Origin of the sequence: Novosphingobium sp. NPDC080210 (assembly GCF_050281025.1) — a bacterium.
Classification (GTDB): Bacteria; Pseudomonadota; Alphaproteobacteria; order Sphingomonadales; family Sphingomonadaceae; genus Novosphingobium.
In genome coordinates this window covers 62,375-81,084 of sequence record NZ_JBNNWL010000008.1, presented here as the reverse complement: position 1 = coordinate 81,084, position 18,710 = coordinate 62,375, and the positions used below count along the sequence as shown (strand labels likewise).

The window sequence follows — 18,710 nt, the reverse complement described above, 5'->3', positions numbered from 1 at the left end:
CTCCGGTTCCGCTTCGCTCCACCTGCGGTCACCCATGGCGCCGGAGGCAATCTTGCACTAACAATTAACGCGGACCACTCAGTGGGGGCCGGTCAGATCTCTACAGAGGTGGCCGGATCGATGGCGTAAAGGTGGCGGTCCATCACCCGCCGCGCTTCAACGTGGGAAATGCCTCCGAGAAAATCGATCGACTTCCACGTGCCTGAAAAGCGCAGCTCCGAATCCCAGACCTTATAATTTCGCGTGTCGATATATTTGGCCGGATCGTCCAGCCCGAAACTCCCGGCTCCAACCGTAGCGTCCAATTGCTCGCTGGTCCGTTGCCAAGTATGGCCGGAAAGCGCGACTATATCAACACCGCCCATTGTGCCATTTAGCTGCAGGGCCGCATGTTCGAATTGATTGACAGACGGTTCAGGAATCTGATCCGGCCGGCTGCGTGATCCTGCCACATAAACGTATTGGCTGTCAGCCGATTTCAGTTTTTGAGCCGCCCCTTTGGCATCAAGGCGCCAATCTGGACCCAGTTTAAGTCCAAGAGCCAGTCGGCCGCCATAGATATCAAGACCGTTGGCATCGCGCCGCGCTCCGGTGTGGACCCATCCGCCCGCGTGTGATCCGTAACCGACGAGGCGCAAAGCCATGACTTCGGGAACGAGCGGCAGGTTGACCACGGCTGCCCCATTTTGACCCAGAGAGCCGCCCGTAACCTGTGACAGGCCAAGCCCAATGGAAGCCGATGCCGAAGAAGCATCCGGGGAATTGGTGACAACCTGATAGATCCCGCCAAGAACACCAAGACCATACAGCGAACCTTGCGGGCCTTTGAGAAGTTCGGCGCGTTTCACATCGACCAGTCTCAAGTCCGGGTCGGGAGCCGAATAGGTCATGCGCACGCCGTCTATCAGCACGGCAACGGTTGCCTGGTTCAGGCCGGCAAAGGGACTGTCTGCCACACCGCGCAGGAATATCTGGTTGCGCCCGGCCCCTCCTCCCGCAACCGAGATACCCTGAAGGTCCCTGGTCATCGCGGCCGTTCCACTGTCTGCGCTGACCTGTTGCAGACCGTCCGGCAAGATCAGGCCTATGGATCGCGGGATATCGCCAAGCTCGTTGGGAAATTTGTTTGCGGATACAACGATCCCGATTGGATCGACAGTTTCAGGGGCCTGTTCAGGTCGTGCCAGGCGGACTTGATTGGTTGGTGCCTGGCGGGCAACGCTACGTGGCACGATGCGCCAGGCGGTTTCGCCGACTTGTCGCGCTTCGAACGGCAAGTCTTTGAGCATCCGCCGCAGAGCTTCCCGCGCGCTCAACCTGCCACGGACCGGTTTGGTCCTGACTGGCGGCAAGGCACCTTCGGAACCGATTGAAACGCCGGTCTGTCGGGAAAGTTCAGACAATGCCCTGGGCAGGGGCAGCTCTGGTATGTTGATTTCACGGGCAGTAGCCCGTTCGAATGGCGGCCTTGCTTCAGCGCTTTGCGGGCACGAGACGATAAGAGCCGCCGCTGCGATCGACGCCGAGGCCCATGATTTCCGCAAGATCAGCGAGTGCCTTTTGTCCATTTCCAATCGTCAGAGTCCCGGAAAAGCGGCGCCGCTTCAATTCGTCGGCCAACTTCACTTCCAAGCCTGTATATCGTTTCAAGTCGATGACAACCAGTTCAAGCGGGATGTTGGAAAATGATAGACGGCCCGCGCGCCAGGCGCCGACTTCCGCGATCTCGATTTCGCTGACCGTGGCCTCACCGTCACGTTTATCCAGCAAGAGCGCGTTGCCCCGCGAGAGTTCGATCGGTTGATCCAACTGCTTGGATGTAACTTGAACTTCGCCATCACTTACTTCCAGTCTGACTTCCTGTTCGGTCGCCTGGACATCGAATTCAGTGCCTATATCACTGATTTTTATGGGGCCGGCAGAGATTGTCATCGTCCGGTCCGGATCATGCCTGATCTTGAAGTAGGCCCCGCCGTCCAGGGAAAGCTCCCGTTCGTTGCTGCTCAGCTCAAGCCGGCTATGCGGCGCCAGTTCGATTGTCGATCCGTCAGAAAGCGCGATTTGCTGGACGTTATCGCCTGCCGTATAAACGGTGGCGGTATCGCGAAGCGTCAGGCCGGTAATCGCGAGCGCCAGGCTCGCCGCAATCGCAAAGCCTGACCAGTAACGGCCCATGCGGCGCTTCTCCGGAAACGGTTGCACTTCCTGTTCGGCTGATGCTTCACGCAGGGAACTGGCATGGTCTTCGATAAGGGCGTCAGTCAGCGTAATATCATCATAGGCCGCGCAATTGCGTGGATCTGCCTCCAGCCATGCGGTAAAGGCATCCCAATCCATATCGTCGCGGGCACTTGCAACGTGCCATGCCGCCGCTTCTTCCAGGATGGCGCTTCTGTCTTTCATGACCGCTTTTCCATCCCAGAAAGACCTTCGTTCTCCGTTCGTTGCTCAGATGACGTCACAGGTTGCAGTATTCCGCACTCTTCCATCGCAATTCTTAAATGTCGCATGGCAACCGCCAAGTGCTTTTCCACGCCGCTGCGACTGATACCCATCTGCTTTGCAATTTCGGACTGACCCAGCCCTTCCAGTCGATACTGCCTTAGCGCGATCTGGGATCGAGGAGGCAATTGCGCAATTGCGCCGTGCAGGGCCGCAATCTCCTGATCGCGGCAAAGCGCCTCTTCCGCAGTCAAGGCCGGGTCAGCCCGCTCCAACGGATTAAGGCCCAAATCTCCGTCCGCTTCCGACCATTGCCAGTCTCTGGACATGGCCCGCCGTTTGCTGCGCCGCTGGTCCAGAACAAGATTGTTGGCCATCCGGAACAGATAAGCGCGGCCATTCGCAATGGGGCCGGGGTTCAGCTTGGCCAACTTGAGCCACAGCTCCTGCATAAGGTCGTCGACCTCAACCTCGTCACCGCTGCGGGCCCTGATGAAGCGGACAAGTTCGGCCCGATGCGCCATGAATAGCGCTTTGAGACCGTCGTTCGGCTGGGCCGGATCTTCCGTCTTCCGATCAGGGGGCGAGTGCGATTGCATGAGCCGGAGTTGCCAGTTCAAGGGTAATGATGCAAATCTAGAGGTGAGCACATTGAGAAAATTCTAGCACCCGCATCCGGCGCTTAATTAACCCTGTCCCGGATTTGTATCCGCCCAGAACGAGAGATCTGGCGCTTCATCGGTGGGGATAAACCCGGCCGATGAAGCAAATTCGGCAGGCGTCATGATCCCAGAGATGGTGTGAGGACGGCTCTCGTTGAGGTCCCGTCGCCACGCCTCGATCTTGGCCCGGGCATCGTCCAATGACAAGAACCAATGCGTGTTCAGGCATTCATCTCTGAGCCGTCCGTTGAATGATTCAACGAACGCATTGTCCGTGGGCTTCCCTGGCCTGGAGAAGTCCAACATCTCCTTGTTCATATAAGCCCATTGGTCGAGCGCCCGGGAGATAAACTCCGGACCGTTGTCCACCTCTGATCTTTGCGGGCGCTGTCCCCCGCTGGAATGTCAGGCGCTCCATCACTGTCGCCACTGCTTCACCCTTTATGCCCTGATCAGCATGGATTGTCAGGCATTCACGGGTGAATGCGTCCACCACGGTTAGCGCCCTAAAGCGCTTGCCGTTGAACAATGCATCGGACACAAAACATCGCGCAGGCTCATCGTGAAACGAAAATTTAGCCAATCCGAATACCGGATCACATCCGGAGGGAACCGGTGCCGCTTGAAGGATATCTGTCGCTTCATCCCCGCCTTACCAACGGAGAGCGTTTCGCATTAGCCTGACAGCTCCCTTGCGACTACCCGCTGGATCGGGCCCTGAATGTTCCTTACAAGCGATCCAAATCACCTTTACCGGAAAGGACCGTCGATCATGACCAAGCAGAGCACAGTGCGGCAGGTCTTGAAAGCCGTTTCACTGTCTGCCGCTTTATTTGCACTGCCACAGTCAGTCAGGGCGCAGGACTATGAATCAAGCAGTCGCCCTGGTGGAAGTGGTACTCCTCTTGGCGCGACCATGACGGGTCAGACTACACTGGCAGGCTCGGACGTTGGCCGAATTGAAGCGCGGTTGCTGACCGGAGTTGCCGTAAAGCAGGCGGCCAGACGGATCGTCGATGCGACCGGGGCGGACTTCTCTTCGCTGACGATGGTAGTCCTCCCCGTACCAAAGGAAGCGCAAGATTCCTCCAGCCTGGTGGGCGGCATGGGCTGGGACGTGCTGCAGGGGACGGACCAGCTACCTGTGGTCCAGGACATGATCTTGGTGCGAGATCGAATGGAGGGGTTCCGCGAGCGCTATGCCGGGATCATCGCAGAGGGGACAAAGGCCTGCCGCGCAAGCGTGCAGGCAGAACTGAGCGAGAAGGGCGTGATCGAGCAACTGGGCTCTATTACCAATGTGCTGAATGCTGCGTCGCCTTTACTCAGTCTGTTCAAGCAGGATTTCATTTATCAGGGCCTGAGCACCCGGGTCCGCGAGGGAATGTTGGTAACCGCAGTGCGCGGGGAAATTGCGGCGCGGCGCAAGGCTACGGTCGCTCCGGCACCCGGCGGAGCAAGAACCTTCGCTGAAGCTATTGATGATCTCGGCCAGCAGATTGCTTCGCTCCCGGAGCAGGCCAATTGCGGCAATGCAGAAGCCGAAAGGGCCAAGCTCGCTGGTGAATTCGAGGCTTTCCAGAGCCAACTTTCCGGACCGGCATCGCAAGGAAGTGCCAGTTTGATTGGTGCGGCAGAGGATCAACTCCGCCGCTTTGGACCGCGTCCCGCGACCCTGGTCCTGGCCATCGATGCAGATGGAGCTTCAATGGTCAGGCGCACCAATATCGGGACAATTTTCGGAGCGGAATCGACGACCGTATCCAGCGGTATCGTGGTCTCTTACGAATTTTACGAACCACAGTCTGGTGGTATTGGCTCTCTCAAGGCAGCGGGCGTACTGAGCTGCGTTTCCGGCGCGGTCGGCATCCGGGCTATGCACAATGCAGACCGGATCAACGGGCGAGCCACATGCTACTGATGTCAGTGGTTGGACCAGGCGCTGGGCGCAAATTAGTCAGGTTAGCTTCGACACGGTGAGTTGAGCCCAATTCCTGGCGGTGTCAAAAGGATTGCACCGCTAGCGATGAACGAAGCGTCCGGGTAGGGTAAGGCCATGCCCCGCCCTCGCAAACTTCCCAATCCATTCCGCTATTTCCGCTCCTCCCCCGAGGTGATCCGCCTCGTGGTGATGATGTACGTGCGGTTCCCGCTCTCGCTACGGAACGTCGAAGACCTCCTGTTCGATTTCAAATTGCAGGGAACTTCCTGGAGACGATCTTGCTCTGGACTGCACCGCGCACCATTGAGTCCGAACAGGGGCTCATCTCCAAACAATCTGACATAAGACAACGCCCCCAAGGGCGCAGTTCTGCGACTTTGCGTTGATGAGATTAGGCTGGAGATGCACGAGACTGAAGCACTAGTGGCGCTCAAACGCTCTCAGTCTCTAGCAGCGCTTTTGGCAAGCAAAAGTTCGCCCAACATTTTAAGCGTCAGAACGCGACCAGGGCCCCTTGATCACCATGCGGGTGGGAGCAGGCAAAACGTCCTGCGGCTCGCGGCCATCCAAGATCGCTTCGTAGCGCGCGATGATGGCTGTCATGCGCATCTCAAGGCGCTCAAAAAGCCATCGGGGCCTTGTCCCAGCCAACCCCAACACCGAAATGCCAAGGTGCGAGATAGGTTTTGCCAGCTTCTGCGCATAATACTGGCTGTTGCTCGCGGCTGTGTCCTCTAAGCTCTGCCAGGGCATGCCGTAGTAAGGCAATTTGCCGTTCTCGTCAGCGTTGCGGCTAAACGCGATTAGCGTTTACTGCAGTTCGCGGTAAGCGCCGTCGAAATAGATCAGCGGGCCATCGTTTTCAGCCGAACGGATTCGCTCCACCTCACCGATACAGATGGTGTGGGTGCCGAAATGGACCTTCTCGGCCAGACGGCAGACGAACGACGCCTGGGCCGGTGCGAAATAGGGCACGCCGGCTTCGTCCATTTGCCAGTCGTCGCCGGAAAAGCGCTGGTCGCGCAGTGCCGGGTCGGCAAACTGGCGGGCCGTTTCCATGTGGTCGCTGGCCAGGATATTTACCGTGAAATGCGACGCCTCCTGCAAGGCGGCGTGCATCGAACCGGACTGGTTCACGCAAACGAGCAGGCTGGGCGGATCGGCGGACAGCGAGGACACCGAGGTGACCGTCATGCCGACAGGCGCAGTGCCGTCCACTGTCGTGATCACGCTGACACCAGCGGGCAGGCGGCGCATGGCTGCACGGAAGTCTTGGGAGGTCATGCTTTCAGGTTCCACATCGGATCGGTTGGTGCCTTGAGGAGCTCCGGCGCGGTGCTGAAAGGCCCCGCTGGCAGGTCCGTTATTAGATTCGCAACTACACTAAGGAAGGGAAAATTCCAAGCCTATTGCAGTCGCGGCTCTATTTTGTGTTTGCGCGGCAGCCAACACCACGTAAACCCGCCGACATGGATCGAAGTCCTCCTGGTCAGGAACCCGTTGCCGGCAAAGGAAACGCGCGGCGGACACGGCTGCAACCGGAAATGCGGATGCAGCGGATTGCCCAGGCCGCGGCCGAAGTTTTCGCCCGGTCGGGCTTTGCGGCCACCGGTTTTCGCGACGTTGCCAGGGCCAGCCGCACCTCGGAAGCCCTGATCTACCGCTATTTTCCGACCAAGCAGGCGCTGTGGGATGCCGCGCTGGAAACGGTGCGCAACAATGCCGCTTCGCAATTCATCCTCAGTCCCGAAACCGCCCAGCCCTCGACAGCACGGTTGATCGACCTGACGATGGAACTGGCACTGCGCTTCCTGAGCGATGCCGAAGTCATGCAGCCCCAGAACCGCGAGACGCTCAACCGGATGCTGCTGCGTAGCCTGTCCGAAGACGCCAGCTTTGCCCGCCACATGTTCGGCGCGCTCAATGCGGGCCTCTCACGCCACTTCCAGGACTGCCTTCAGGCCGCACGCGACAGTGGCGACATGGAGCCAAGCGAGGCAGACGACAGCTTGCTGACCACGCTGTTCTTCAACCTGTTCTTCCTGGTCAGTTCGCTGCAAATGCATGGCCTGCTATCGCAGAGCCGCAACGAACTACGAGAGGCCGTGGTTGACCTCGTGGAATTCCAGCTGCGCGGTATTGGCCTGCGCGCGTCCGTTGTAGGCCGCGAAATGAAGCGCATTCGTAGCTTGCCGATATCGCTCGGCAAACAGCCGGATGACCATCAACCTGACTCGCGATTGCCTGATCGCCATGACTGACCTAGAGCGACCGGGGGAGACCACAATGACTTCGGAAAAGACCAGCCGCGTCCGCCCGCGCGGGGAGCATCGCTCATCGCCTGCCAACCGCCAGCGCATCCTGGACGCGACCCTGGAAGTGGCGCGCGAGTTTGGCTATCAGGGCACGACCATTCCCCGGGTTTCGGCGCGTGCGAAGCTGCCTTCGGGCAGCGTCTATTGGCATTTCGAAAGCAAGGACATCCTGTTCGCCTCGCTGCTCGACCAGAGCCGCGAATGGCTCGAAACGTTCCACAAGAAGCGGCGCCCGCTGCCCGGTGAGACGACGCGCCAGCATATCGAGCGGATTTATTGCAACGCCCCGGCCAGCGAGCCGCTGGCCACCCAGGATTTCTGGCGGCTCGGCATGATCCTCAGCGTGGATCAGTCGGTGCGCGAACAGGTTGCCCGCCAACGCTTCCTGGATCTGCGCCAGGCTGTGCTGGTGGAATATGCCTCGTGGTATCGCACCACCTTGCCGGCTGAAATTCAGGAGCGTTGCCCGGACCGCGTGGACAAGCTGGCCAAGTTCACGCTGATCTGCGCCGACGGAAACCTGATCATGAACGCATCGGGCGACAGCTTGCCCGACTATCTGCGCATGGCCGGAATCAGCCTGATCAGCCTGGCCGAAGCCTCGCCCGAAACGCTGCCTTAGGCCGGGCTCAGCTCTCGCACAATTTGGCGAGGTCGGTGGCGGCGCGGCGCAGTTCCGGGATATATTTGGAACAGGCCTCGTCCACCGCAATCGCTGAGGTCGGGAAGGTCGTGCACAGCGCGCCGACTGCGGTGGAATAGACGATCACCGGCACGGCCAGCGTCGTCGTCCGCTCCGGCTCGCCTCCGGCGCGCAAGGCAAAGCCCTTCTCCGCCGCATTCGCAATCCGGTGCCGCGCATTGGCAAGGACTTCGTCAAACATGTCGTCCATCCCGTCGCCCGAATGCGCCTTGAGCCGGGTGAAGATCGCCTCGCGCTCCTCCTCGCTACAATGCGAGAGATAGACACAGCCGATGGCGGTGGTCAGGAACGGCAGCTTCATGCCGGTGCGCCCTCGGTCGAACACGAACGGGTTGTGCTGCCGGGTGGTCGCCTGGATGACCATCATGTCACCTTCCGGCGTAGCGAAGGTATGGGGCCAGCGGATGCGGGTCTGGAGTTCCTCCAGAACCGGCATCGCGCGTTCGGCCATCCGGTTTTCCGGTTTGTAGCCAGAGCTGAGGGCCAGGATCTCTGACGTCAGGCGAACGGAACTGTGCCCGTTGACCCGCTCGACATAGCCGAATGCACAGAGGCTATCGACAATGCGGTGCACCGCCGGCCGGGAGATGCCGGTGGCGCGATGCAGATCGACCACCGTGCATATTCCCAGTTCGTTGATCGCCCTGATTACCGTCAGCAGGCGTCCATCAATGGCCATGTCCTGAACCCTCCCCCGGCCGTTACCGGAACTGTATTTTAGGAAGCCGGATTATCCTCAAGGAACCGGCGAACCGTCGAATTGAATTCGTTGGCGTGTTCCAGTTGCAGCCAGTGGCCGCAGCGGTTGACGATCACGGCCCGCGAATTGCGGATCATGCCGGCCAGCCGGATGGCATGGGCAAAGGTGGTCACGCGGTCATCGCGGCCATGCATCAGCAGGGTCGGCGCGGTGATCGTCGGGATCTTTTCCTGGTTGAGCCGCACCATCGGCCCCTTGCCATGGCCGCCGATCCAGTTGTCGACATGCGCCTTCTGGGCCAGCGTGTTCTTGAGGCGCTCGGCAACCAGCTCGTCCGTGATGTTCGAGTGATCGAAGGTCATGATCTCGGTCAGGGCGCGGACCGTTTCCATGCTCGGTTCGAAATAGGCGCGCTCCAGCACCTTGACCCCTTCGGTCAGGCCGCCAGCTTCGAACAGGCCGGGGACACCCGAGGGCGAACCCATGGTGATCAGGTGCGAGACCAGGTCGGGGCGCTCATAAGCCAGGCGAATGACCGAAGCCCCGCCCATCGAGTTGCCCACCACGGCCGCCTTCGCAATGCCCAGCGTTTCCAGGAATTCGGCCAGAACGCCGGAATTGTCACGGTCTTCATAGGCCACCGGCTGCGACTGGCCCCAACCCGGCAGGTCGATCGCGATCACGCGGAAATACTGCGACAGGTACGGAATGTTCGGGTTGTAATTGCTCCAGCCCGATGCGCCCGGACCGCCACCGTGAACCAGGACCAGCGGAAACCCTTCGCCCGCCTCGTTATAGTGAACGTCCCAGTTCTTGGTCTTCACCCGCTTGCTGGTGTTTGCCTGAGTAAGCTCCGCCATTCTAATACCCTCCCGGTTGATTGTCCGATCCACGGACGGGAAACTGATTTTTCTCGCTCAAGAAGCCGCTGGTGCGTCATTTGGCCTCCGCGAGAGAGGCGCTGAAGCCCGGATTCGGGTGACAACGACCGTAGAACGTGCAAAGACGATAGCAGTTTCCAGAATGCAAGTTCAATAAAATTTGTCGGCAGCCCCTCGGGCGCGACGAGCAGATCAGGAAGGGACCCGGGAGAATGGCCAGTCAGGCTGAACCAGCCAATGCAGCGGTAATGCGTCGGCGCGCGATGTGGTCGAGTTATCTCGGCTCCGCGATCGAGTATTACGACTTCCTGCTCTATGGCATTGCTGCCACGCTGGTATTTCCGAAGATCTTCTTCGCGCTGGACCCCAAGGTTGCGACCCTCGCCTCCTTTGCCACGCTGGCTGTCGGCTATGTTGCGCGGCCCGCCGGGGCGATCATGTTCGGCCACTGGGGCGACCGGATCGGACGCAAGAAGATGCTGATGATCACGCTCTACATGATGGGGCTTGCCAGCTTCGCCATGGGCCTGCTGCCAACCTATCACACCATCGGCATGGCCGCGCCGATGGCCCTGATCGTGCTGCGCCTGGTCCAGGGCTTTGCCGTGGGCGGCGAATGGGCCGGAGCCACCCTGCTTTCGATGGAGCACGCGGGCAAGAAATCGCGCGGTTTCGCTGCCTCGATCGTCGGCTCGGGCGCTCCTTCCGGGGCGGTCATGGCCACGCTAGCCCTGATGCCCTTCGCAGCGATGGAGCAGGAAGCCTTCCTCAGCTGGGGCTGGCGCGTGCCGTTCCTGCTTAGTGCGATCCTGGTCGTGATTGCGGCCTATCTGCGCAGCTCGGTTGAAGAAACGCCTGACTTCCTGGCAATGATGGAAGCCCGCAAGGCGCAGCCGAAGCGCGATATCCCGTTGCTGGTCGTGTTCCGTCGTTATCCCCGTACCCTGGTCAACGGCGTGATCGGCAGCCTCGCCTGCCTGGCCATGACCACCCTTACCGCCACCTTCATGATCAACTTCGCGATCAACGTCGGCGGCCATGCGCAATCGACCGCGCTTGGCATGCTGACCCTGGTGAACGTGATCCACATCTTCGCCATTCCGGCCTTCGCCATCCTGTCCGACCGCGTCGGCCGCAAGCCGGTCATGCTGGCGGGTGCCATTGCCGGCATGGCGCTGATCTTCCCGATCTTCGAACTGATCAGTTCGGGCAGCAAGCTGGCGCTGTTCGCTGGCCTTGCCCTCGCCAATCCAGTGATCCACGCCATGATGGGCGGCCCCTTGAGCGCCTGGCTGGGCGAGAAGTTTGCCGCCGATATCCGCTACAGCGGCATGGCTGTGACCTTTCAGGTCAGCTCCACGATCAGCGCCGGTTTCGCTCCGCTGGTTGCCACCTGGCTGCTGATGCGCGGCGGCGGCAGCGATCCGACGATGGTCGGCGTGTTCTTCATCGTCCTCTGCGTGGTTTCGGCCATCGCCTTCATGACCTCACAGGAAAGCTTCCAGAAGACCCTGGCGGTCACCACGGACGAGGAAAAGCCCGCATCTGCCGGCAATTGACCGAAGGGCCGCGGCGCTCTGTCCAGTCTACGGACGGCTCAGCCGCGGCTCTATCGGCACCGCTCCGAATTGCACAAACAGAATGCGCACAAAGCGGACATGACTTCGATTCGAAGCCCGCACATTTTCGAGAGGCATAATGAACAGGCTCGCCAATAAAGTTGCAATTGTATTTGGCGCAGGCCCGAATATCGGCGGCACCACCGCCTACTTCCTGGCGCGTGAAGGCGCGAAGGTAGTCGTATCGGACATCAGCCTTTCAGCCGCCCAGGAAACGGTGGACTTTATCCGCGCCAAGGGTTTCGAAGCGACGGCCACCCAGGGCAATGCCACTGTTGAAGAAGACGTCCGCAGGATCGTCGACTTTACTGTCGAAACCTATGGCCGGGTCGACGTGGCGGTCAACATGGCGGGACGGGTGCACTGGTCGCACCTGCTCGACATGGACATGGACGACTGGAAGGATTCGCTGCTCAGCTTCCCGACCGCCGGCCTGCTGACCACCAAGTACGTTGCCAAGGCAATGATCGCGGGCGGTCATGGCGGATCGATCATCCACCTGCTGTCCACCGCTGCCCACTTTGGCGAGGCGACCGGCGCGGCCTATACCTCGTCCAAGGCCGCGCTGCTCAGCTTTGCGCGCTCGGCGGCGCTGGACCTGGCCCATTACGGCATCCGCGTGAACACGGTTACCCCCTGCGCCATGGAGCACCAGCTCTGGACCCTGATGCGCGAGGAAGTGCTCAATCCGGAGTGGAAGCGCCCGACCGACAACATGGGCTTCTATTCGCGCGACGACTACCTGAAGATGCTGCCCTTGCAGCGCTTCCCCCGCGCGTCCGACCTCGCCTGGGCCACGGTGTTCCTGGCATCGGACGAGGCCGAGATCATCACCGGGATCGACATCCCGGTCGATGCCGGCCTGCGCCACAAGTATCCCACCTGGACTCCGGGGGATCATACCGGCGTCAACATCAAGGATTTCGCAGAGCAAACCTATGTGACCCGCTATGGCGAGCGGCAGGAGAAACTGATCCCTGCACCGCCTGCGGACGCCACCCGGTAAGGCTCGATTAGGCAGGAGGAATGACTATGAGCGATGCCAAGACTTCGGTTCCGATGAAAGAGCGCCTGCGCCAGCTCCACCTGACGGGTGCAGATACCACGATGGGCAAGCTGCTGCGCTCCTTCTGGCAACCGGTCGGCCTGTCCGCTTCGCTGGAAACCAGCAAGGCCAAGACCATCAAGGTCATGGGCGAGACGTTGACCCTGTATCGCGGCGAAAGCGGCAAGGTCTATCTGGTCGGCGGCTACTGTCCCCACCGCCTGACCCTGCTGGCCAATGGCTGGATCGACGGTGACGAGATCCGCTGCATCTATCACGGCTGGCAGTTCAACGGCGCTGGCCAGTGCACCCACCGCCCGGCAGAGCCCGATACCAAGGCCCCGCCGATCCGCGTGGCCAGCTATCCGACCCACGAATATGCCGGCCTGATCTTTGCCTACATGGGCGAAGGCGAGGCACCGGAATTCTCGCTGCCGCGCAAGTCGGTGTTCGAACGCCCCGGCGCGCTGCAATTTGCTCGCCTGGAAACCTGGCCGTGCAACTGGCTGCAGCAGGTCGAAAACTCGATGGACGCAGTGCACGTCAGCTTCGTCCACCACTGGGGCACCGTGGGTTCGTTCGGCAAGGTCGTGAACTCGTCGATCCCGGAACTGTCCTATGAGGAAACCGACGCAGGCATCCGCCAGACCGCCGTGCGCTCCGCCGGGTCCAAGCGCGTGTCCGACTGGACCTTCCCCAACAACAACCACGTCTCGCACCCGACGCTGGAGCCGGACGATCCGTGGGTTGACGTGGGCGTGTGGATGACGCCGGTGGACGATGAGAACACCATGCGTTTCCTGATCTACTCGATCCCGTCGACCACCCCGGAAACCGACGCCCGCATCCGCGAGTATTTCGAGAAGTATTCCGAATACAACCCGGCGGATCACCACGACGAGCTGTTCTTCGAGAACAAGATGCCGGACGACAAGCTGGTCCAGCTGACCTCGGCGCAGGACTATGTCGCTGCCGTTGGCCAGGGCACCATCGTTGACCGCTCGCAGGAAAAGCTGGGCCGTTCGGACATGGGCATCGTCACTCTGCGCCGCATCTACTGGCGCGAAATGGAAGCGATCGAGCAGGGCCAGCCCGGCAAGGCGTGGAAGCGCCTGGTCCACGAAACCGAGATGCCCAAGCAGGTGAACGAAGCCGTTTCCTGACCCAGAACCGGCCAGTCATGCCCCGGTGAGGCAGGCGCAGCCCCTGCGCCTCCCCTTCGCCGGGGCACTGGCATGATGAAACCCAGAGAGTTGCCGCCATGTACGAAACCATGCCCGACCATAACCTGCCGGAAGAGCTGATCGCGTTCCGGGATTCCATCCGCCGCTTCGTTGATCGCGAACTGCGGCCGCTGGAAAAGAAGGTGACGATCGACGGCAAGCTGCCTCCTGAAGTCGAAGCCGAAGTCGCGGCCAAGGCCAAGGCCGCCGGTTTCTGGCTGATGGAAGTCCCGGCAGAGCTGGGCGGCGCGGACCTGGGCCTGCTGCCCCTGGCCATCTTCTGGGAAGAGATCGCGCGCACTACCGCCGTTTCGGCACGCGACCATGGGATCTTCGGCCCAACGGTCGGCCCGATCCTGCTGGGCCTGCAGGGCGAGATGCGCGAACGCTACCTGATGCCCGTCCTGCGCGGCGAGCTGAAGGCCTGCTTTGCCCAGACCGAGCCTGACGCCGGTTCCGACCCGGCCTCGATGCGCACCCGCGCGGTCCGCAGCGGCAATGGCTGGAAGATCAACGGCACCAAGCGCTACATCACCAAGGCCGCGACCGCCGACTTCGCGCAGGTCATGGCTGTGACCGACCCGGAAAAGGGCGCGCGTGGCGGCATTTCCTGCTTCATCGTCGACATGAAGACGCCGGGCGTGAAGATCGGCCCGGCGGAAATGACCATGATGGGCGACACCCCTTACGAGATCATCCTTGAGGACGCCGAAATCCCGGCCGAAAACCTGATCGGCGAGGAAGGCAAGGGCTTTGCCCTGGCGCAGAAATTCCTGAACCATGGCCGCATCCGCCACGGCGCCCATTCGTGCGGGGCGATGGCCCGCTGCCTGGAAATGACCGCCGCCTATGTGAAGCAGCGCAAGACCTTTGGCGCGGCCCTGTCCGAACGCCAGGGCGTGCAGTGGATGGTGGCCGATGGCTACATGCGGCTCCATGCCACCCGCCTGATGGTCCACGATGCCGCCGCCAAGCTGGACCTGGGCATGGACGCCCGCGTCGAAACCTTCATGGCCAAGGTGACCGGCGTCGAAAACGGCTTCAAGGTGATCGACGATTGCCTCCAGCTGCACGGCGGCATGGGTCTGACCCGCGAAACCCCGCTGGAACGCTACTGGCGCGACCTGCGCAGCTTCCGTATTACCGAAGGCCCGACCGAGGTGCTGAAAACGACCATGGCACGCTCGATCCTGAAAAACGCGGGGCTGTAATGCACGACGTCCTTGCCGGACAACTGGTTCTCGAACTGGGCACCATGGTGACAGCGCCGCTGGCCGGCATGATGCTGTCCGACATGGGCGCGCGGGTGATCAAGGTGGAACTGCCGGAAACCGGCGATCCCTTCCGCGCCCACGGTGGCGGGCGCTACAGCCCGCCCTTCGTCGCCTACAACCGCGGCAAGGAAAGCGTGCAGCTTGACCTGCGCTCCCCCGAAGGCCTTGCCAACCTGAAGCGCCTGCTGGAACGCGCCGACGTGGTGCTGGAGAACTTCCGGCCCGGCGTGATGGAGAAGATGGGGCTGGACAATGCCACCCTTCGCGCGCTGAACCCGCGTCTGGTCCGCGCCTCGATCACCGGGTTCGGGCAGGATGGACCCTACAAGGACCGCCCGTCCTATGACTCGGTGCCGCTGGCCCTGTCCGGCCTGTCCTCGCTGATTCTCGATCCCGAGGACCCGCGCATGTCCGGCCCGACCATCGCCGACAACATCACCGGCATGTATGCGGTCCAGGGCATCCTGGGCGCCCTGCTGCGCCGCACCCGCGACGGACAGGGCGGCCATGTCGAGGTCAACATGCTGGAAGCCGCAATCTCGTTCATGCCCGATGCCTTCGCGCAGTACAGCCGTGCCGGGATCGTCTCCGGCCCGGAAACCCGCGTCCGCATCTCGCAGGCCTATACCCTGCGGGCGAAAGACGGGCTGCTGGTCACGGTCCACTTCTCTTCCGTGCAGAAGTTTTGGGAAGGCCTGCTGAAAGTCATCAACCGCGCGGACCTCGCCAGCGACGAACGCTTTGCCACGCCGGCTGCGCGGACCAGGAACTACCCGGAGCTGCGCCAGATCCTGATGGACGTATTCGCCACCCGCAACCGCGACGAATGGGTCACGGCGCTGGCGGCAGAGGGCGTTCCGGGCGCGCCGGTCAACCGCGTCGACGAAGTGGCGGACGACCCGCAGGTGCGCCACATGGGCACTTTCGTCCGCACCGAGCATCCCACGATGGGCGAAGTTATCGGCATCAAGAGCCCGATCCGCCTCAACGGACAGCGCCGCGACAATCCGCCCCCGCCCCCGGTCCTGAACGCCGATGCGGAGGCAATCGCAGCGGAGTTCGGCTTCCAGAACTGACCTGCGCGCCGTGCGCGGAAGTTGACACAGTTGACACTGTGTCCACTTCTTCCAACAGGCGCGAATGGCGGAATTGCTGGATATTTGGGCTGTTCCACGCGCGGCTGTGCATCCCCGGAATATAAAACCTCTGCTCACGCGCGTGGTTTTTCACGCACGGGACGAGCCTGGGAAACCGACGATTGCAAAGAGCAGGCGCGACTTTACCAGACCGCGCCAGCGTAGGAAATTGCCCCCACCCCCGCTCAGGCTGAGCCTGTCGAACCCCGTTTGGCCAACTTGGCTCGCGCAGAGACAACACCCTTCGACAGGCTCAGGGTGAGCGGGTTTTATAAGGGACTGAAGTACCCTCCCCCGCTCAGGCTGAGCTTGTCGAAGCCGGGTTGGCCAGCCTGTTCACGCAGAGACGCAGAGAAGAAAGGGAGGCGCGGAGCTTTGCCGCCGCAGGCGCGCTTTACTTTGCCGGTGTTTCTGCCCGGACCAAGGAATAAAAAGCGGCAGAGCCGCAAGAGCGATCTCTTCGCGCCTCCTTTTTCCTCTGCGCCTCTGCGTGAACCATTCCGAGCCAGCCGGAAGCGCAGTGCTGGAAGGAATACACACCCCCTGCCGCCCTGGATTGCTTCGTCGCCACGCTCCTCGCCATGACGAGTTAACCCCAAAGCCGTTCGTGGTGAGGAGGCACCGAAACCGGAGGTTGAGGGGCCGTCTCGAACCACAGCGCGCAAGCGCAGTCCTTCGAGACGGCGCTTCTGCCTGCGGCTTCAGCACCTCCTCAGGACGAACGGAGAATGGGAAAGCCGCTCAGGTGAGCGACGCCCCACCCGTCACCCCGGCGTAGGCCGGGGCCCAGACCCAAAGGGGAAACTGGGCCGCTTTGCGGCGCTTCCTGTTTGGACTAGGCCCCGGCCTACGCCGGGGTGACGATTTAGTGCAACGCGAACCTCAGATCGTGAACTGCTCGAACGTCGCCGGATGGAACAGGTCTTCCGGCGTCACCAGCCGCGAGGAGAGGCCCTGGCGGTGGTGCTGCGTGAAGAAGTCTTCCAGCACGTGGCGGTTCTTTTCGATGCCATAGGTCCAGAAATCCTCGCCCATCAGCGCCATGTCGGCGTGGAGCCGTTCATCGACGAAGGGCATGGTGATCTTGCAGGCCGATGTTTCGCGCAGGCGCTCCAGGCACAGGTCCTTGGCCTCGGTAAAGGCCTTCAGCACGGCACCCGGCAGCCAGGGATGCTGGTCGGCAATGCTGCGGCGCACGCCGACAATGTGCATGATCGGAAATATCTGGCGGCGCTTGTAGTACGAAATCGCCTCGACCATCGGATCGTCGAACAGCCAGCCGACGTTCGGCGTGCCGGCCGGAACGTCCGGGGCGCGCGGCGCGATGTAGCCGTCGATTTCTCCATCGGCCAGCATCTGCGAGATCGTCTTGCCCGCAGGCGCATCGATCAGGCGGATGTTGGAGGGCAGGTCCAGCTTGATCTTTTCCGGGCGGTCCGCATCGGAAATGCCGCCGCGCACCCAGGTGATGTCTTCGGGCGAAACGCCGTAGTCCTGTTCCAGGAACGCGCGGATCCAGACCATCGCGGTCAGCTGGTATTCGGGCAGGCCAACCTTCTTGCCCTTCAGGTCTTCGGGCCGCTTGATCCGGTCCTTGCGCACGTAGAAGGCCGAGTGGCGGAACATCCGCGACAGGAAGGCCGGTACGCCGACATAGGGCAAGGTGCCGTTGGCCGCCTTCACGGTCGATGAGGACAGCGACAGTTCGCAGATGTCGAATTCGGCCTGACGGAACGCGCGGAAGAAGATCTCTTCCGGCGACAGCTTCATGAAGACCGGATCGACCCCGTCGATCTGCACATCGCCATCGAACAGCGGCCGGCAGCGGTCATAGTTTCCGACCGCGACGGACAGTTGCAACTTGCTCACTTGAGGATCCTTTGATCGGCATAGGCGGGGTGGATCGCCACGGTCATGTCGGCAATCCCTTCGATCGCGCAGGTGATCGTGTCGCCCGGCGTGACCGGGCCGACGCCTTCGCAGGTGCCGGTCATGATGATGTCGCCCGGCAGCAGGGTGTAGAAGCGCGAGGCATAGGAAATCTGCTCGGCCAGCTTCATGATCATGCGCGAGGTGTTGGATTCCTGCCGCGTCTCGCCATTGACCTTGAGGAAGAAATCCAGCGTCTCGGGATCGGCAACCTCGTCCGCCGTGACCAGCCACGGACCCAGCACGGCATAGCTGTCACCCGACTTGCGGAGCGAGCGGTCTTCCGGTCCGCGCACCACCATGTCGAGCGCGATGGCATAGCCGGCGATGATCGACAGCGCTTCATCCACGCCGATGTTGCTGGCTTCGCGGCCGATGACCACGCCCAGCTCCATTTCGTGATCGTTGCGGCGGTCGGGGAAACGCAGGGTGATCCCCTCGCCCGGACCGACCAGCGCGCTGACCGCTTTCAGGAAGAAGCCCTGCTGTTCGATGCTGCCGCGGAACCGGTCGGAGAAAGTGGCGACGTCGGCTTCCGCCTCGGCCACGTGCTCGTGGTAATTGACCGGCACGCCGATGATCTTCGACGGGCGCTGCACCGGGGAGAGAAACCGGGCAGCGCCCACCGGCTTGGCCGCCGCGCCGGGCAAGGCGGCCAGGATCGCGGGGCGCAACTGTTCAAGGTTAGCAATCAGCAAGTCGCCACGCGCGGCCAGCCACGGCTGGTCAGACACCGGCAGGACAGACAGGGCGGCGCTGACATCGTAAACCATGCCGTCCTGGACCAGGCCCAGCTTGCCATCATCGTAAATTGCAATCTTCATGTTCTTTTTGCCGTC

General features: G+C 61.6%; 17 protein-coding genes and 2 pseudogenes. 9 read left to right on the top strand and 10 right to left on the bottom strand.

From position 1 onward, the window contains the following. Positions 1-92: 92 nt before the first annotated feature. From ACQKOE_RS15790 to ACQKOE_RS15775, 4 genes and pseudogenes are all read right to left on the bottom strand, one after another. Positions 93-1,316, bottom strand: coding sequence for a TonB-dependent receptor plug domain-containing protein (locus ACQKOE_RS15790; RefSeq protein WP_427513668.1), 1,224 nt, complete (start codon positions 1,314-1,316; stop codon positions 93-95). A 157-nt stretch (positions 1,317-1,473) separates the two neighbouring features. Further along, positions 1,474-2,403 (bottom strand): FecR family protein, encoded by a 930-nt coding sequence (locus ACQKOE_RS15785; protein WP_427513667.1) that lies wholly within the window; start codon positions 2,401-2,403, stop codon positions 1,474-1,476. Beyond that, positions 2,400-3,041 (bottom strand): RNA polymerase sigma factor, encoded by a 642-nt coding sequence (locus ACQKOE_RS15780; RefSeq protein ID WP_427513666.1) that lies wholly within the window; start codon positions 3,039-3,041, stop codon positions 2,400-2,402. Before ACQKOE_RS15780 ends, ACQKOE_RS15785 begins: the two co-directional genes overlap by 4 nt. Before the next feature lie 87 nt (positions 3,042-3,128). After that, positions 3,129-3,648, bottom strand: a pseudogene (locus ACQKOE_RS15775) (integrase core domain-containing protein); the annotation flags it as partial. Positions 3,649-3,876: 228 nt separating this feature from the next. Between ACQKOE_RS15775 and ACQKOE_RS15770 the strand changes: the two are divergent. Together ACQKOE_RS15770 and ACQKOE_RS15765 are read left to right on the top strand one after the other, a co-directional pair. Beyond that, positions 3,877-5,025, top strand: a complete 1,149-nt coding sequence (locus tag ACQKOE_RS15770) for a hypothetical protein (protein ID WP_427513665.1) — start codon at positions 3,877-3,879, stop codon at positions 5,023-5,025. A 135-nt stretch (positions 5,026-5,160) separates the two neighbouring features. Continuing rightward, positions 5,161-5,286, top strand: a pseudogene (locus ACQKOE_RS15765) (IS6 family transposase); the annotation flags it as partial. Positions 5,287-5,532: 246 nt separating this feature from the next. On the opposite strand, the gene ACQKOE_RS15760 reads toward ACQKOE_RS15765, so the two are convergent. After that, positions 5,533-5,814: a hypothetical protein gene (locus ACQKOE_RS15760; protein ID WP_427513664.1), complete on the bottom strand. Its 282-nt coding sequence runs from the start codon at positions 5,812-5,814 to the stop codon at positions 5,533-5,535. A 42-nt stretch (positions 5,815-5,856) separates the two neighbouring features. After that, on the bottom strand, positions 5,857-6,330 hold the full coding sequence (locus ACQKOE_RS15755; protein ID WP_427513663.1) for a flavin reductase family protein: 474 nt from the start codon (positions 6,328-6,330) through the stop codon (positions 5,857-5,859). Positions 6,331-6,515: 185 nt separating this feature from the next. On the opposite strand from ACQKOE_RS15755, the gene ACQKOE_RS15750 reads away from it, so the two are divergent. Next, on the top strand, positions 6,516-7,307 hold the full coding sequence (locus ACQKOE_RS15750; RefSeq protein ID WP_427513662.1) for a TetR/AcrR family transcriptional regulator: 792 nt from the start codon (positions 6,516-6,518) through the stop codon (positions 7,305-7,307). Further along, entirely contained in the window at positions 7,264-7,983 is a 720-nt protein-coding gene (locus ACQKOE_RS15745; RefSeq protein WP_427513661.1) for a TetR/AcrR family transcriptional regulator, read from the top strand. The genes ACQKOE_RS15750 and ACQKOE_RS15745 overlap by 44 nt, the downstream gene beginning before the upstream one ends. A 7-nt stretch (positions 7,984-7,990) precedes the next feature. On the opposite strand, the gene ACQKOE_RS15740 is transcribed toward ACQKOE_RS15745, so the two are convergent. Together ACQKOE_RS15740 and ACQKOE_RS15735 are read right to left on the bottom strand one after the other, a co-directional pair. Continuing rightward, a complete protein-coding gene (locus ACQKOE_RS15740) occupies positions 7,991-8,743 on the bottom strand; it encodes a helix-turn-helix domain-containing protein (protein ID WP_427513660.1) in 753 nt (250 codons plus the stop codon). 38 nt (positions 8,744-8,781) lie between these two features. Then, positions 8,782-9,624, bottom strand: coding sequence for an alpha/beta fold hydrolase (locus ACQKOE_RS15735; protein WP_427513659.1), 843 nt, complete (start codon positions 9,622-9,624; stop codon positions 8,782-8,784). A 269-nt stretch (positions 9,625-9,893) separates the two neighbouring features. Between ACQKOE_RS15735 and ACQKOE_RS15730 the strand changes: the two genes are divergently transcribed. From ACQKOE_RS15730 to ACQKOE_RS15710, 5 genes are all read left to right on the top strand, one after another. Then, positions 9,894-11,204, top strand: coding sequence for an MFS transporter (locus tag ACQKOE_RS15730; RefSeq protein WP_427513658.1), 1,311 nt, complete (start codon positions 9,894-9,896; stop codon positions 11,202-11,204). 139 nt (positions 11,205-11,343) lie between these two features. Further along, positions 11,344-12,270 carry an SDR family NAD(P)-dependent oxidoreductase gene (locus ACQKOE_RS15725; protein WP_427513657.1) on the top strand — a complete coding sequence of 309 codons (927 nt, stop codon included), beginning with the start codon at positions 11,344-11,346 and terminating at the stop codon, positions 12,268-12,270. A gap of 26 nt (positions 12,271-12,296) precedes the next feature. Continuing rightward, positions 12,297-13,472: a Rieske 2Fe-2S domain-containing protein gene (locus ACQKOE_RS15720; RefSeq protein ID WP_427513656.1), complete on the top strand. Its 1,176-nt coding sequence runs from the start codon at positions 12,297-12,299 to the stop codon at positions 13,470-13,472. A gap of 98 nt (positions 13,473-13,570) precedes the next feature. Then, positions 13,571-14,743, top strand: a complete 1,173-nt coding sequence (locus tag ACQKOE_RS15715; protein WP_427513655.1) for an acyl-CoA dehydrogenase family protein — start codon at positions 13,571-13,573, stop codon at positions 14,741-14,743. After that, positions 14,743-15,882 (top strand): CaiB/BaiF CoA transferase family protein, encoded by a 1,140-nt coding sequence (locus tag ACQKOE_RS15710; RefSeq protein ID WP_427513654.1) that lies wholly within the window; start codon positions 14,743-14,745, stop codon positions 15,880-15,882. Before ACQKOE_RS15715 ends, ACQKOE_RS15710 begins: the two co-directional genes overlap by 1 nt. Positions 15,883-16,824: 942 nt before the next feature. Here ACQKOE_RS15710 and ACQKOE_RS15705 read toward each other — a convergent pair. Both ACQKOE_RS15705 and ACQKOE_RS15700 read right to left on the bottom strand, forming a co-directional pair. Next, the gene (locus ACQKOE_RS15705) at positions 16,825-17,811 is read right to left on the bottom strand and encodes an ABC transporter substrate-binding protein (protein ID WP_427513653.1); all 987 of its coding nucleotides are present in this window, start codon (positions 17,809-17,811) and stop codon (positions 16,825-16,827) included. Then, positions 17,808-18,695, bottom strand: coding sequence for a fumarylacetoacetate hydrolase family protein (locus ACQKOE_RS15700; RefSeq protein WP_427513652.1), 888 nt, complete (start codon positions 18,693-18,695; stop codon positions 17,808-17,810). Before ACQKOE_RS15700 ends, ACQKOE_RS15705 begins: the two co-directional genes overlap by 4 nt. Between the last annotated feature and the right edge of the window lie 15 nt (positions 18,696-18,710).